The sequence below is a fragment of the Streptomyces sp. NPDC004051 genome (assembly GCF_053604275.1).
Map to the genome: position 1 here is coordinate 53,081 of NZ_JBSGHG010000013.1, position 14,369 is coordinate 67,449.

The window sequence follows — 14,369 nt, forward strand, 5'->3', positions numbered from 1 at the left end:
CCGATGATCCCCGCGATAGCCAGCCGCATCCCCCTGGTCCGCCGCACCAAGGCGCCCGCGCTCCCCTTGGAGGAGCGCATCAACCACCTCACCGGGCTGACCGTCGCGCCCGCAGGTGCGGGCCACCACGACGTGGTGGCCCGCACCTGCGGGGTCCTCAACTACGCGGCTCTCATCGCCTCCGACGTCGGCCTGCCCGACCTGGCCGAGGATCTGTGCTGGCGCCAGCACCAGGTCTTCGCCAACGCCGGACGCCTCAGCGGACGGGTCACCGTCATGTCGCTGATGCCGCTGGTCAACCTCGCCCGGCTCCAGACCCGCGCCGGCCACGGCGAACTCGCCTACAGCTTGTTGCACTGCCTCAACGACGCAGCCCGGCACCGCAACAAGACCGACATCGACGGCCGCACCGTCGACCTCTCGACCCTGACCGGCACGGACGAGGACCACCGCACGGTGTGCCAGGAGCTGTACGTCGCCCTGCTCGTGGACGGTGCCCGCGCGCTCGCGCAGGTCGGTCGGTGGACCGAGGCCGCAGGCGCGATGGCTCAGCACCGCGGCATCGGCAACCGGCTCCTCGACGGCCGCCAGATCAAGATCATGGCCCTGATGGAGCAGGGCCTGGACCAGCAGGCCCGCGACTTGATCGACACCACCCAGCCCGCCGAGCCCTGGGAGAAAGCCGTCGCCCTCCTCCTGCACGCCCACTGCCGGCCTGCCGACGCCCCCGTCCCTGGAGCCGATCTCGACCGCACCGTGGAGGAAGCCGTCCAGCTCCTTGCCCATCCCGATCCGCCGACCGCCGTTTTCCAGACCCGCACGGGCCTGTCGGCCCTGGAACTGGACCGCGCCGGCCGCCATCATGCCCGGATACTCGACTCCCTCGTCAGCGTCGCCCGACTCGACGCCTACGCCGCACGAGAGGCTCTGCACCACCCCGTCGCCGCGTCAGCCCTGGATGACCAGGAGGCGGTCGCGCTGACCGCGGTGATCGCCGCGGCCGGACTGGGAGCCGGCGCCCTGTCCGCACACGACCACCAAGCCCTGACAGGCGCGGTCGGCAACGCCGAGAGGGAGCTGGAAAAGCTGCTGCAGGCCGACTCCAATCCCGGTTAAGAGGGGGCGACCTGCGGTGCTCAGGCGTACTGCCCACGTGGTGTGGCGGTATCGGCGTTTCGGCCATTTCCTGCCCGCAGCCGCTCCAAGCCAGGCCAGGGATGTGGCGCCTGCGGGTTCCACGGACGCAGGGAATTACGGGCTTTCCAGCACGACCGAATGACGTGTGTTCGATATCGCAGCCGTGTCGTTAGACCTCACGACTCTGCCGCAGCGACCGTCCTAGGGGGAATGATGACCTCGGCCATTACGCAGGACCAGCCGCCGCAACCGCCCAAGGGGACCGCGCCGGACGGCGAACCGCAGGACGCCGGTGTTCGAGAAGAGGAATACCTCTACCGCGACGAGTCGAGGCTCCAGGCCGGCTCCCTGCTGACCTCCCGCACCATGGCGCGGCGCCTTCCCTCGCTGGTGCGGCGCTCGGTGCAGATGGCCTGGCGCGTGGACCGCGGCGCGACCATCGGTCTGTTGGTGTGCCAGATCGGGACAGGCGTCCTTGCGGCCCTCGGCCTCCTGGCCGTGACGGGCACGATCACCGCGCTGGTCTCCTCGGGCGACATCACCGAGCGGCTGTGGGACGCCGCCCCGCAGCTGGCCGTCATCGCCGCCGCCGCCGGCCTGCGCGCGCTGCTGGGCATCGCCGTCGTCTGGCTCACCGGGCGTCTGCGTCCGGTGCTCGGCCGGGCGGCGGAGCTGACGATGATCGAAGCCGCGCTCGGCGCGGAACTGGCCGCCAACAACAAGCCCGGCTACAACGACGCCTACGACATCGCCGACCGCGGCGCCCAGGTCACCCCCGACCTCGTCGAGGAAGCGCAGGACGTGCTCGCGGCCACCGCCACGCTCGCGGCCGGCGCCACCGTCCTGACCGTCCTGCACCCGCTGCTCCTGCCCCTTCTCTTCCTCGCCTGCCTGCCGCAGGCCGCCGCGTACGTGCGCTCCGCCCGCGTGCTCTACCTCGCCGGGCTGGAGACCTCCGGGCGGCGCCGGATGCTGAGCAAACTGCGCTGGCACATGGCCTACCAGGAGTCGAGCGAGGAGATGCGCGCCTGCCTCGCCGGCCCCTTCCTGATCGGCCGGTACCGGAAGCTGGCCGCCTCGGTCAACGCGGCCGAACGCAAGGCCGCGAACACCGGCGCTGGGACGGGGCTGGCCGGTGCCGTTGCCGGCGGGGTCGCATCGACCGCGGTGTGGGCGGCGCTGCTGTGGCTCCTGGCCTCCGGCCGCATGAGCCTGGCGGCCGGCGGCGGCGCCGTCTTCGCCCTCCAGACCGCCATCGGCTCGGTGCGCGGCATCATCAACGGCGGGGCCCGCCTGGTGCGCACCGGCTGGTACGTGCAGGACTGGCAGAACTTTCTCGACAACGCTCACGGTCAGGCCATGTCCGACTCCCGCGGTACCGCGCCCGTGACCGCGCCCCCGGAGCGCTTCGAGGTCCGTGACGTCACCTACCGCTACGACGGCGCCCCGAAGGACAGCCTGAGCAACGTCTCCCTGCATGTTCGGCGCGGGGAGATCGTGGCGCTGGTCGGGGAGAACGGCTCCGGCAAGACGACCCTCTCGCGCCTGCTGTGCGGGTTGCTGCTGCCCACCGAGGGCGACGTGGCCTGGGACCACGCCTCCACCGCGGACCTGGACCCGTGGAGGTCGTGGGAGCACGTCGCGCTGGTCCCGCAGAAGTTCACCTATCTGCCGTTGACGATGCGCGACAACATCACCTTCGGGCAGGGCGACACCAGCGACGCCGCCCTGCTCGCCGCGTGCGAGGCGTCCGGCGCCGCGGAGATGCTTCCCAAGCTCCGCTCGGGCCTCAACACCCTCCTGACCAGCGAGTGGTTCGGCGGACAGCAGCTCTCCGGCGGGCAGTGGCAGCGCCTGGTCCTCACCCGCGCGTTCCATCGGCAGGCAGCGCTGCTGGTGATGGACGAACCCACGGCCGCCCTTGACGCCCGCGCCGAGCACCGGATCTTCGCCGGCCTGCGCGAACTGGCAAAGGACCGCGCCATCCTGCTGATCACGCACCGCCTCACCAACGTGGCTGTCGCCGACCGAATCGTGGTGCTGAACGAAGGGCGGATCGTCCAGGAGGGCACCTACGCCCAACTCACACAGCAGCCAGGGTTGTTCCGGACCCTGTGGGAGCTGCAACGTCGGATGAGCGGCGACACCCCCTGAGTAACCGTCGCCGACACGCTGCACACCCGCCCGCCCATCGTCTCGAAAGGCAGAGCTACGTGACCTCTCCCGCGTCCTCTTCGGATCACATCTCAGCGCGTGCCGCTGTGCCCGCAGAGCAGCACGCCGCGACCCGGCATGCCGCGTGGCTCGGTGCCGCCGCGATCATCACCGACGAGGTGGGCCAGGTCCTGCTGGTCCGCCCCACCTACCGCGAGGACGGCTCGTGGGTGCTGCCCGGCGGTGTCGTCGAACACGGTGAACACCCGCACGTCACCTGCCGGCGCGAGATCACCGAGGAACTGGGCCTGGACCTGCCGCTGTCGGCCGTGCTCGCCGTCCACTCCTTCTCAGCGCACCACCCCGACCTGCAACCCGGCACGCACCGTCCCGGAGAGATCCGGTTCGTCTTCGACGGAGGAACCCTCACCCCCGACCAGGTGGAGGCGATCCGCCTGCCGCACGAGGAGCTGTCCGAGTACGCCTTCCTGGAGACCCGGGACGCGGTCCAGCGGCTGCGCCCCGTGGACGGGCAGATCATGCTCGCCGCCTACCGTGCCCGGCTCGGCAACACCGCCACCGCGCACCTCGCCGACGGCTGGCACATCCTTGACGTCCCGGCCCTGGACCGGCACGACGTCCACGTACGCTACCGGCCCTTGTGGGACAGCCCTCTCCACCGCGGACCCGTGCTCGAGCGGCTGCACGTGCAGCAAGCCTGGGCGTGGTGCTTCATCCCCGACGGCCGGGTCGTCATCGTGGCCGACTCTGGCCCGAGGGGCGCGCTGCCGATGCTGCCCGGCGGCACCGTGGAGAGCACCGACGCGACGCCCGAGGACACCCTGCATCGCGAAGCCGCCGAGGAAGCCCAGCTCACCCTGACCGACCCGGTGCGACTGGGCTGGGTGCTGGACAAGACCGGCGAGGTCTACGGAGGCGTGGGGCCCAACGCCCGGCTCCGCCTGGCCGCCCAGGTCACCGCCATCGGGCCGGCGGCCATCGACCCCGCCACCGGGCACCCCTTCGCCCGCCTGCTCGCCACCCCCGCCCAGACTGCCGCCCTGCTGGGCTGGGGCCCGCCCGGAGCCCGGCAGGCCCAACTCGCTGCGGACACGGCACGTGAGCGGTGGGGTCTGCCCACCGCTTCCCCCGCTGTCATCGAGGAGATCCCTGCGGAGGGGATGCGGCTGAGCTGACCCCGCCCCCGCCCACCTCGTCTCCTTCCCGACCCACGCCCCTCTGAGGTAATTCCCATGCCGTTGTCGCACCACCACATCCGCACCACCGTCGATACCTACCTCGCCCGTCACCCTCACGAGCGCGAGCAGCTCAGCGTCCTCCTGGACGCCCTCGACCGGCCTGGCGAGGACATCGCCAGCCGCTCGACCTTCACCGGGCACGTCACCTGCGGCGCGATCGTCGTCGACCAGCTCGGCCGCGTCCTGCACGTGCTGCACCTGGCCAGCGGGAAGGTCCTCGCCCCCGGCGGACACACCGAGCCCACCGACGACTCCCTGGCAGCGGCGGCTCTGCGTGAGCTGCACGAGGAGACCGGGCTCCCGTCTCGGGCCGTCACGCCGTGGCCGGGCTACGAGACCGTGCCGCTGGACATCGACATCCACGACATCGACGCCCATCCGGGCAAGGGTGAGCCCGGACACCAGCACTTCGACCTCCGGTTCCTCTTCCGTCTGCATACGACCGAGGTGTCGGTCGTGCTGCAGGAAGAGGAGGTCGGCGGCATCGAGTGGCGTCCCGTGGACCGGGTGACCTCCCCGGCACTGCGCGAGAAGCTGCTTAAACTGCCGCTCCAGGTCGAACCGGAGACGGCCAACGCCTCGGCCCTGATCTACAACGACCGCGGCGAGTACCTGCTCCATCTCCGCGACTACTTCCCCGGTCAGATCTGGGAGCCGGGCATGTGGTCCCTGCTGGGCGGCGGCCGAGAGCCCCAGGACGCCACTCTGGAACACACCGTGCGGCGCGAACTGGCCGAGGAAACCGGCCTCGATCTCGCCGACCTGTCCCCGTTCGGCACCGAGTACGCCTCCCACGACGACGGCACGACCGTACCCATTGCCATCTACGCAGGCCGCTGGAACGGCGACCCGCGCGAACTCCGCCTGACCGAAGGAGTAATGCTCGCCTGGTTCGCCCCCGACGACCTCCACCGCCTGCGCATCGCGGACACGACCAGCGACCTCGTACGGCGCCACGCCGCCAACCTTCCGGCGGCGCAGAGCGGGCCGGAACCCGAGGAGGAACGTCTGGCTTCGCCGCACGGCACGGTCCCCAACATCATCGGCGTCCACCTCTACCTGGAACGCCCCGACGGGACGGTGCTGCTCGGGCTGCGCCACCCCGACTCCGCGTTCGCGCCGTCCACCTGGCATGTCCTGGCTGGCCACTGCGAGCAGGAGAACGCCATCGCCTGTCTGATCAGGGAGGCGATGGAGGAAGCCGGGCTGCACATCGAGCGCCAGGACGTGGAACTCGTCCATGTCGTCCACCACATCGGTAAGCCCAGAAACCCGCCCCGCATGGGCCTGTTTTTCCGCGCCCGTACCTGGAGTGGCGAGCCGGTGCTGCGCGAGCCGGACAAGTGCACCCAGTGGAAGTTCTGGGATCCCGCCGCCCTTCCCGACGACCTCGTCCCCTATACCCGACTGGCTATCGCGAAGATCCAGAACGGCGAGCTGTACAGCGAGACGGGCTGGCCCGCATGACCGGCGCATCGACCGGCGCATCCGCTGCGACAGCGGCCGGGCGTCCAGATACCCGCCTCGTGGTGATCCGCGGCAACTCGGCGTCCGGCAAGTCGAGCGTGGCCCAGGGCCTGCGAGATCACTACGGCCGCGGTATCGCGATCGTGGGCCAGGACGTGATCCGCCGGAACGTGCTCAGGGAACACGACACCGCGCGAGGCGCCAACATCGCCCTGCTGGGCACGATCGCGCGCGCAGCCCTCGACGCCGGCTTCCACGTCGTACTCGAAGGGATCCTGTACGCCGACCGTTACGGCCACATGATCACGTCTCTGGTACGGGATCACCGCGGTTTCTCCAGGTGCTACTACCTGGACGTACCGCTGGAAGCGACGTTGGTACGGCACGCGTCAAAGGCTGATGCCGCCTACCTGGCCCAGGTCACCGACACCCATCTCACCTCCTGGTACCGCGAGCTGGATCTGCTGCCCAGCGGTCTGGAGAGCGTGATCCCGGCCGACAGCACGCTGCAGGACACCGTCGCCCGGATCGTCCGCGACACCGATCTGACCGCTGCCGCCCCCGCCTCGCCGCCTCAGCGCAATCCGTCACAGGGAGACTCGATGATTCCTCTGGTGCTGATGTCCGATCCGCAGGTCGCGGCGATCCCCGTGCGCGAGTGCGGAGAGCCGCTCGTCGACGTACGCGACCACGACTTCCGCGTCGACCCCCGCAAGCAAGACCCGCTGGGGGCGTTCGCCCACGTCCGTGAAGGCGTCCTGGCCCGGTTGAAGCACGCCCGTTCGCTCCTGCCCGCCGGCACCGACCTGCTGTTCATCGAGGGCTACCGGCCGCTGGCCCTCCAGCAGCGCTACTTCACTGATTACCGTGACGAGCTGGCCGCCGCTCACTCTGACTGGACACCTGAGCAGCTGCACCAGGCCGCCAGCCGGTACGTGTCGCCGCCGGAGATCGCGCCTCACTCCGCGGGCGCGGCTGTGGACGTGACCCTCGTCGGCCAGGACGGCCACGAACTCGACCTCGGCACACGCGTCAATGCCTCCCCCGAGGAGAGCGACGGTGCCTGCTTTACTCACGCCCCGAACCTCAGCGATCGCGCGCGCCACCACCGCACGCTGCTGCTCAACGCCATGGAGGGCGCGGGATTCACGAACTATGGGACCGAGTTCTGGCACTTCTCGGTAGCAGACCGGTACGACGCGCTGATGCGGCAGGAGCCGCACGCGCGCTACGGACCGGTCGAACTGCCTTAGCACGCCGGCATCCTCGTCCATTTCCTCGCCACCCACGCCGATCCGGACACACAGGAGCGCGGCCACCGCACCCTGGCGGCCTGCGATCCCAAGGCCGCAACGGACGGAACGCATCGAACGGAGGCACGTATGCCTGACGACACCCAGCAGACGATCCCAGCCGTCCCGAGTCCGGCGACCGGAGGTGAACCACAAGAGCGCCATATGCACCTGCTCGGGCGGTACTACCGCCAAGTGGAAGCAGGCCGCAAGACGATCGAAGTGAGGGTGGCCACCCCGCAGAAGCGTGCCGTCGCCGTCGGCGACACGATCGTCTTCCACGACCGGGACACCGGGCGGGAACTTGACGTCATCGTGAAGCGGATCACCCCGTACCCCTCCTTCGAGGACATGCTCAGCTCGGAGGACGCCGCGCGCATCGACCCGGATGGGCCGCCCGGCGAGCTGCTCACCAACCTCCGCAGCATCTACCCGCCGGCCAAGGAAGCGCTCGGCGTCCTCGCCCTAGCCTTCGACCACCGCCCTGCCCAGCCCGGCCGCCCCCTGCCGATGACGCCCACGCAGTACGCGCAGACCGTCCCCCACCACACGGTGTACGGCTGCCTGTACATCCGCGACGAGCACGACCGACCGGTCCAGCTCCGCTCGGTTTACGGCTCGCGACTCTGGCAGTTCCCAGGTGGCAACCTGGACGCCCCAGGCGAAGACCCGCTGCAGACCGCACGGCGAGAGGCGGTTGAGGAGACGGGCCTCGAACTCGGTCTGGACACGCCGAAGCTGCTCCTGACGCACTTCCTGCACGCCGGACTGCGCCAGCCGCTGAACAAGGTGGGGCTCATCTTCGACGGAGGTCGGCTGAGCGCCGGCCAGCTCGGCCGGATCCGCCTCGATCCCGCCGAGCACGACATGTGGGCCGTCCACGACCTCGCGACCTGGCAGGAGCTGATGGCGCCGCACGCCTTCGCCCGTCTCGACGCCATCGAACGAGCCCGGCGCGGCGAGGGCCCCGCCTACCTGATCACGCACACCTGATCCCCCCACCTAGGCCATGTATCGAAAGTGGATGTTGGTGACCCCCACTCCGAGGGACCTCCGACCCCACGCGACCAGGGTTTTCACAGCAGGTCCTATGCGTGTTGTGCGCAGCTGTGGTCGAGGTGGGCTGCGAGTTCGTCGCGCTGGTGTACGCCGTCGAAGATGGCGGTGCCGGGTTCGAAGGCGCGGCCGGTACGCAGGGGGCCGGAGTAGATCGTGTCGAACCCGAATCGCTCGATCATGGCCTGCACCTGTGAGGCGGCGGCTTCGTCGTCGCTTGCGACCGCGAGCGCCCGGCGTCCCTCTGTTCCAGCGGGTGCGGCGTGCTCCTCGAGGTCGTGGTAGCCGATGTGGTTCAGCGTCTTCACCACGCGCGATGCCGAGAAGTGTCGGGCGACGATCTCGCTGCTGGTCACGTTGCCGGTCTCGAAGTCCTCGAGGACTCCGTCGACCGGGGCCCAGTAGTTCATGGCGTCGACGACGATCTTTCCGGTCAGTGTCGCGGGGTCGACGAAGTGGTGCTTGCTGAGGGGGACCGCGAGGATGACGATGTCGGCCTCGCGTACGGCATCTGTTGCCGTCATCGCTCGCGCTCCCGGTATGACAATCTGTGCGAGCAATTCGATGTCCTGCGCCGGGCCGGAGCCGGCCACGTGGACGTCATAGCCGGCTGCCAGGGCTGTGCGGGCTACGGCGGAGCCGACGCGCCCGACACCGAGGACTGCAATGGTGTTGTTCATGCGGTGCCTGCCTGAATCCGTGTGTGGGGGGCGCGGACCCCGTGGCGGCGCGGGCCGACGCGCACTGATCCTGCTGGTCGAGGTGTGACCGGCTCAGCGCCCTGCGGTCTCCCGCTTGACGACGGGCAGCACTTCGGTCATGAAAAGGTCCAGGGACTCGTTCATGACGGGCCACGAGAGGTTGCCCACGTCGATCTGGCCGAGCCAGCGGTCGATGCCGAGCAGTTCGACGCGCTTGAGGATCTCGTCGATGACCTGCTGGGGGCTGCCGACCGGCAGGCCGCGCTGGATCCAGTCGTCGAACGCGTGGCGCGGGAGGGAGCCTCCGCCCATGAGGCCCATGTCCTTGATGTAGTTCGCGTAGTACGGGTAGAACGTGTCGCGCGCCGCCTGGGAGGTCTTGCCGACGAACATGTGGCCGCTGGCACCGAGGCGCAGGGTGGCCGGGTCGTGGCCGGCCTGCTCGGCCGCCCGGCGGTAGAGCTCGACACGGGGTACGAAGTGTTCCGTTCCGCTGAAGAAGCCCATCATCATCGGCAGCCCGAGCACGCCGGCGCGCATGGCGGAGGCAGGGGTGCCGCCGATCGCCACCCACACGGGCAGCTGCTGCTGCACGGCCCGCGGGTAGACGCCCGCGTGGTCGAGTGCCGGTCGGTGACGGCCTTGCCAGGTCACCGTCTCCTTCTCGCGCAGCTCGAGGAGCAGTTCGAGCTTCTCGGCGTAGAGCTCGTCGTAGTCGTTCAGGGCGTAGCCGAAGAGCGGGAAGGATTCGGTGAAGGCGCCTCGCCCGGCGATGATCTCGGCGCGACCGTGGGACAGGTGGTCCAGCGTGGCGAACTGCTGGTAGACCCGCACAGGGTCCTGGCTGGACAGGACGGTGACTCCGGAGGCGAGCCGGATCGTCTCGGTGGCGTTGGCCATCGCTGCGAGCACCATTTCGGGAGCCGAGAGCGCGAAGTCCGGCCGGTGGTGCTCCCCGAGGGCGATCACGTCCAGGCCTCCCTGTTCCGCCGCCCGGGCGAGCTTCACCAGCTCGTCGAGACGCACGGTCACGTCCGTGGTCGCCTTTCCGTCCGGGTGCTGGTTGATCTCCCCGAACGAGTAGATGCCGAGTTCCATCGCGTTCTCCTTCTTCATGACGGTGCTTGATCGTGAGCCGCGCCCGCGTCACGTGGTGCGGGCGCGGGCGCCGTCACCGGCCCTGCCGTGGGCCGCGGTGAGGTGACGGCGCCGCCCGGGCTTGGGGTCATCCGCCCGGGGCTCGCCTGGTGCGTGCGTTCAGGCACGCGCCGGCGAGATGAGCCGGTCGAGGTCGGAGTCGGCGAGCAGGGTGCCGTCCCACACCGACACCAGCTCGCTGACCTGCCCATCGCGCCGCTGGACCGCGGTGATCCCGCGGGCGACTGTGCTTCGGCCGTTCGTCCACTCGAACCCGCCGCCGGTCTCGCCGCCGACGGTGTGACGGATGGCGGCCCCCGATGCGTAGGGCAGAAGCTCCTTCGCCTGCGCGAGGAAGCGCACGACCGCCTTACGGCCGCGCAGGCTCACCCGGAGTGTCAGGTCCTCGAAGTGGGCGTCCTCATGGATGAGCGCCGACAGGGCGTCCGTGTCCCCGGCGTCCATGGCCTGCACGAGGCCGGACGCCGCCGCCCGCATGGCCGGGGCTGTCGACTCCCGCACATGCCCCTCGCCGAACTCCGAGGGAAAGCTGTCGGCGGGCACGCGCAGCGCCGCGGCCGCGTCGGCTCCGAAGGCCCGGCCGTCCCAGTAGTCGACGAAGCGGACGATCTTGCCGTCCTTGAAGTCGACGGCGGCGATCGCACGGATCTCACTGCCGAAGAGCTCAGGGGTATCGGTCACGAAGACGATCGCGCTGCGCTCGTGCCCCAGGACGCGGGTGGCGTACGAACGACCCTTGCCCCACTTCGGCATCGCGTCGGCGAACACGGCCTTCAGCGCGTCGTGGCTCGGCAGGTGCCAGCCGAGGGTGGCGTCCCCGTACACCAGCTTCTCGGTGGAGAAGAACTCCATCGTCGCCTCGGTGTTCTGCGAGGTCTTGGTGTCCTGGTACGTCCGGATGCGCTCGACCAGCGCCGGCGCCGCGTCAGCGGTCTCGATGTAGCTCTCAGTCATGGCTCCACCACCTTTCGAAGTGAAGTGGGCACTTCGTTTGCTCGACCGTAACACATAAGTGGAGTGCCTGCTTCGGTTGTAGGATGGGCCTGTGACCAGCCACGAGTCTTCGAACCAGCCGCTACGCGCCGATGCGCGCCGCAACCGCGACCTCATCGTGCAAGCGGCCCGCGAAGCCTTCGCCGAGATCGGCCCCGGCGTCTCCCTGAACGAGGTCGCCCGGCGCGCCGAGGTCAGCGCGGCCACTCTGCTCCGGCGCTTCCCTCGCCGCGCTGATCTCATCGCCGCCGTATACGCGGACAAGATCTGCGCATACGTCGAGGCGATGGATGCCGCCCTCGCTCATCCTGATCCGTGGGAGGGTTTCCGCTCCTACCTGGAGACCGCCTTCGAGCTGCAGGCGTCCGACCGCAGCTTCGCGGACGTCCTCACCACCAGCCTCCCCTCCGCTCCGGAGTTCGCCGAGGAGCGGCGCAGGGCCGCACGAGCTCTCCCGACCCTCATCGAGCGCGCACAGGCAGCAGGCCGTCTCCGCCCGGACTTCGTGCACCAGGACGTCGCGCTGCTCCTGCTCGCGGTGGCAGGCATCGCCAACGCCGTACGTGACGCCGCCCCCCAGGCATGGCAGCGAGCCTCAGCCATGATCATTGACGGCTTGCAGGTCACGACGGGTACCCCACTGGCAGAGGCACCCACGGCGACACAGATCGTTCGGGCCCTCACCAGCGAACGCGCCAACCCGCGCTGGCGTTAGGGCTGCTGTGAAAGTGCTGGCCGCATGAGGTTGAGGACGGGTACGCCACCTCTGGTCAAAGCCATTCGTTGATGGCCGCGATCAGCACGGTCGCCTCGTAGCGGACAGCGAGCTTGTCGTATCGCGTGGCGACAGCGCGATGTCTCTTGAGTCGGTTGATGCCGCACTCGACCGCATGACGCTCGCGGTGGTCGACCGGGTCGAAATGCGGCGGCCGGCCGCCGCGGGAACCGAGCTTCCGGCGGTTGCGCGCCTGGTCGGCCTTGTCCGGGATGGTGCAGCGGATCCCTCGGCGGCGCAGATAGGCACGGTTCCTGCGGGAGGCGTACGCCTTGTCGGCCCGCACGCGGTCGGGGCGGACGCGTGGCCGGCCCGGCCCGATGCGGGGCACACGAACCTTCTCCAGCACAGGTTCGAACTGCGGCGAGTCCCCGCGCTGTCCCGCCGTCACCAGGATGGACATGGCTTTCTGGCCTTGCTCGACGGCCAAGTGGAGCTTGGTGGTGAACCCGCCGCGCGACCGCCCCAGCCCATGATCATGAGGCTCGGTGAAGATGCCCCCTGGTGGTTCCTTCTGTAGGTCGCCCTGCTTCTGAGCTCCAGCCGCATGTTGGTGGGCGCGGCAGACCGTGGAATCGACGCTCAGGTCCCAGACGATCGCACCCTTCGCGTCGGCCAGAGACTGAAGCTGGGTGAGGATCTGGTGCCAGGTGCCGTTCCGTTGCCATCGGCGAAACAGATCGTAGACCCGGTTCCATGGTCCGTATTCGATGGGGACGTCCCGCCACGGAACTCCGGTCCGGACACGGAACCGTATGCCGTCGATCAGCTGCCGCCGAGGCCAGACGGGCGGCCGCCCCGACCTGGCACCCTTCGGCAACAGCGGCTCCAGCACCGCCCACTGCTCGTCTGTGAGATCTCCCCGACCCATGAACCGTGATCATTCACAAGCCGAGATCCACTTCGGATCCGATTTTCGATACACGGCCTAGGAGGCAACCGTGCCCGCCGAGGACACCAACGCCCGGGCCTGGCAGATCTACGGCCAGCGCCAACTGGCTCGCGCCTACACCCCGCTCATCCCCGACCGGCTCGGCTGGACGCCCTGGGAAGGAGTCGGACCGGGGGCAGAAGTCCTCGGTGACGTCACCGGCCGCCGGGTCCTGGACATCGGCTCCGGAGCCGGCCACCACGCCGTCCATCTCGCCCACGCTCACGGAGCCCATGTCACCGGCATCGAGCTGTCCCCGACCCAGCACGAGCGCGCCGTCTCCGCCCACGCGGACGTTGACGGCGTTGAATTCGTGCAAGCAGACGTGACCGAGTACCTGGCCGGAGCCGAGCCGTTCGACGCCGCGTACGCGATCGGGACGCTCGCCTTCATCGACCCGCACCACTCGCTGCCGGCACTGCGCGACGGCCTACGCCCGGGCGCCCCTCTGATCCTCTCGCTCCTGCACACCGACTTGCACGGCCGCGGTCCGTCCACGGAAGTCGCGCCGCGCGAGCAGATGATCCTGCTGAGCGACGATCCGCCCCTGCCGACACTGATGTGGGTCCTGGCACCGCAGCTGTGGGAGGACCTGCTCACCGAGTGCGGCTTCTGCGTCGAAGCCATCGACCTGCTGCCACACCCCGACGAGAACGCCACGGTTGTCCAGCAGCTCATCCGCGCCCGGCGCCTACCCGACCGGCCGGCGCGCGTCTCCAGCCGACCCCGCAGCACCCAAGCGCCAGCGGCACACGCGGCCGTCGGCGTCGGAGCAATCCTGCTGAGCAAGCAGGGCATCCTGCTTGGGCGGCACCGCCGCGGAACCCTCGAACTGCCCGGCGGAAGCGTGGAAGCCGGGGAATCCTTCGGAGACGCGGTGATCCGCGAACTCGCCGAGGAGACCGGTCTGGCCGTTCACGCCGAGGACGTGAGACTCCTGGGCACGCTCGTCGATCACGTCGAAGGCCTCCTGCGGATCACCGTCGGCGCGCTCGTCCACGACTGGCAAGGGCAGCCGACCACGCAGCCGGACGAGAGCGTCGGCGACTGGGCGTGGTACCCGCTCGATCAGCTCCCCGAAGGCCTGTTCGTGTGCAGCGCCCAAGTCCTCACCGCCTGGCGGCCAGACCTGGCCATCGACCACCCGCCGGCGCACTTCACTGCCTTCGCCCCAGCCAAGTAGGCGGCGCATTGGCACAACAGGGCGACGACGTCGATCAGGCCGATATTTGCCGCCCCGGGCCGGTCGTGCTCGCACAGAACCACACAGCGGATGTTGTCCTGGCTGACCAAGGCCAGTCCGCGCTCGAACCTCTCACGCATGCCGGCCGCGACGCTCGATCTTCCCGAGCCGCTATTGCCTCGTACGATCACCAGCCGCGTCTCTTCGGTGCCCACCATCACCCGCGTCACGCTACGCGAGCAGCGATATCTGCAAATGCCGGC

At 69.6% G+C, this 14,369-nt stretch carries 12 protein-coding genes and 1 pseudogene; 8 read left to right on the forward strand and 5 right to left on the reverse strand.

The window, feature by feature from the left end:
- Positions 1 to 3 precede the first annotated feature (3 nt).
- The 6 genes from ACWEQO_RS16290 to ACWEQO_RS16315 all read left to right on the forward strand — a co-directional run bounded on the left by ACWEQO_RS16290 (position 4) and on the right by ACWEQO_RS16315 (position 8,302).
- Positions 4 to 1,116 carry a hypothetical protein gene (locus tag ACWEQO_RS16290; RefSeq protein WP_452983441.1) on the forward strand — a complete coding sequence of 371 codons (1,113 nt, stop codon included), beginning with the start codon at positions 4 to 6 and terminating at the stop codon, positions 1,114 to 1,116.
- A gap of 234 nt (positions 1,117 to 1,350) precedes the next feature.
- On the forward strand, positions 1,351 to 3,291 hold the full coding sequence (locus ACWEQO_RS16295; RefSeq protein ID WP_452983444.1) for an ATP-binding cassette domain-containing protein: 1,941 nt from the start codon (positions 1,351 to 1,353) through the stop codon (positions 3,289 to 3,291).
- Between the two features lie 107 nt (positions 3,292 to 3,398).
- Positions 3,399 to 4,487 carry an NUDIX hydrolase gene (locus ACWEQO_RS16300; protein ID WP_452983447.1) on the forward strand — a complete coding sequence of 363 codons (1,089 nt, stop codon included), beginning with the start codon at positions 3,399 to 3,401 and terminating at the stop codon, positions 4,485 to 4,487.
- Between the two features lie 57 nt (positions 4,488 to 4,544).
- Entirely contained in the window at positions 4,545 to 6,017 is a 1,473-nt protein-coding gene (locus ACWEQO_RS16305; protein ID WP_452983450.1) for an NUDIX domain-containing protein, read from the forward strand.
- Positions 6,018 to 6,079: 62 nt separating this feature from the next.
- Positions 6,080 to 7,270: a M15 family metallopeptidase gene (locus ACWEQO_RS16310; protein ID WP_452983453.1), complete on the forward strand. Its 1,191-nt coding sequence runs from the start codon at positions 6,080 to 6,082 to the stop codon at positions 7,268 to 7,270.
- A gap of 129 nt (positions 7,271 to 7,399) precedes the next feature.
- Positions 7,400 to 8,302 carry an NUDIX domain-containing protein gene (locus tag ACWEQO_RS16315; protein WP_452983456.1) on the forward strand — a complete coding sequence of 301 codons (903 nt, stop codon included), beginning with the start codon at positions 7,400 to 7,402 and terminating at the stop codon, positions 8,300 to 8,302.
- 95 nt (positions 8,303 to 8,397) lie between these two features.
- Here the strand turns inward: ACWEQO_RS16315 and ACWEQO_RS16320 are convergent, their stop codons facing one another.
- From ACWEQO_RS16320 to ACWEQO_RS16330, 3 genes are all read right to left on the reverse strand, one after another.
- Entirely contained in the window at positions 8,398 to 9,114 is a 717-nt protein-coding gene (locus tag ACWEQO_RS16320; RefSeq protein ID WP_452983770.1) for an NADPH-dependent F420 reductase, read from the reverse strand.
- Positions 9,115 to 9,138: 24 nt separating this feature from the next.
- On the reverse strand, positions 9,139 to 10,182 hold the full coding sequence (locus ACWEQO_RS16325; protein WP_452983459.1) for an LLM class flavin-dependent oxidoreductase: 1,044 nt from the start codon (positions 10,180 to 10,182) through the stop codon (positions 9,139 to 9,141).
- Between the two features lie 141 nt (positions 10,183 to 10,323).
- Positions 10,324 to 11,178 carry a nuclear transport factor 2 family protein gene (locus ACWEQO_RS16330; RefSeq protein ID WP_452983462.1) on the reverse strand — a complete coding sequence of 285 codons (855 nt, stop codon included), beginning with the start codon at positions 11,176 to 11,178 and terminating at the stop codon, positions 10,324 to 10,326.
- Between the two features lie 91 nt (positions 11,179 to 11,269).
- Between ACWEQO_RS16330 and ACWEQO_RS16335 the strand changes: the two genes are divergently transcribed.
- Positions 11,270 to 11,932: a TetR/AcrR family transcriptional regulator gene (locus ACWEQO_RS16335; RefSeq protein ID WP_452983465.1), complete on the forward strand. Its 663-nt coding sequence runs from the start codon at positions 11,270 to 11,272 to the stop codon at positions 11,930 to 11,932.
- Between the two features lie 55 nt (positions 11,933 to 11,987).
- Here the strand turns inward: ACWEQO_RS16335 and ACWEQO_RS16340 are convergent, their stop codons facing one another.
- On the reverse strand, positions 11,988 to 12,863 hold the full coding sequence (locus ACWEQO_RS16340) for an IS5 family transposase (RefSeq protein WP_452983468.1): 876 nt from the start codon (positions 12,861 to 12,863) through the stop codon (positions 11,988 to 11,990).
- Positions 12,864 to 12,933: 70 nt separating this feature from the next.
- Between ACWEQO_RS16340 and ACWEQO_RS16345 the strand changes: the two genes are divergently transcribed.
- Complete coding sequence (locus ACWEQO_RS16345; RefSeq protein ID WP_452983471.1) at positions 12,934 to 14,106, forward strand: bifunctional class I SAM-dependent methyltransferase/NUDIX hydrolase; 1,173 nt, start codon at positions 12,934 to 12,936, stop codon at positions 14,104 to 14,106.
- Here the strand turns inward: ACWEQO_RS16345 and ACWEQO_RS16350 are convergent.
- A pseudogene (locus tag ACWEQO_RS16350) lies at positions 14,103 to 14,324 on the reverse strand (kinase); the annotation flags it as partial. The gene ACWEQO_RS16345 and the pseudogene ACWEQO_RS16350 sit on opposite strands and share 4 nt — an antisense overlap.
- Positions 14,325 to 14,369: the final 45 nt, after the last annotated feature.

Bases quoted from the DNA above. Each gene is read 5' to 3' on its own strand.
- ACWEQO_RS16315 (WP_452983456.1), top strand. From the start codon at position 7,400: ATGCCTGACGACACCCAGCAGACGATCCCAGCCGTCCCGAGTCCGGCG.
- ACWEQO_RS16290 (WP_452983441.1), top strand. From the start codon at position 4: ATGATCCCCGCGATAGCCAGCCGCATCCCCCTGGTCCGCCGCACCAAG.
- ACWEQO_RS16340 (WP_452983468.1), bottom strand. From the start codon at position 12,863: ATGGGTCGGGGAGATCTCACAGACGAGCAGTGGGCGGTGCTGGAGCCG.
- ACWEQO_RS16330 (WP_452983462.1), bottom strand. From the start codon at position 11,178: ATGACTGAGAGCTACATCGAGACCGCTGACGCGGCGCCGGCGCTGGTC.
- ACWEQO_RS16325 (WP_452983459.1), bottom strand. From the start codon at position 10,182: ATGAAGAAGGAGAACGCGATGGAACTCGGCATCTACTCGTTCGGGGAG.
- ACWEQO_RS16295 (WP_452983444.1), top strand. From the start codon at position 1,351: ATGACCTCGGCCATTACGCAGGACCAGCCGCCGCAACCGCCCAAGGGG.
- ACWEQO_RS16305 (WP_452983450.1), top strand. From the start codon at position 4,545: ATGCCGTTGTCGCACCACCACATCCGCACCACCGTCGATACCTACCTC.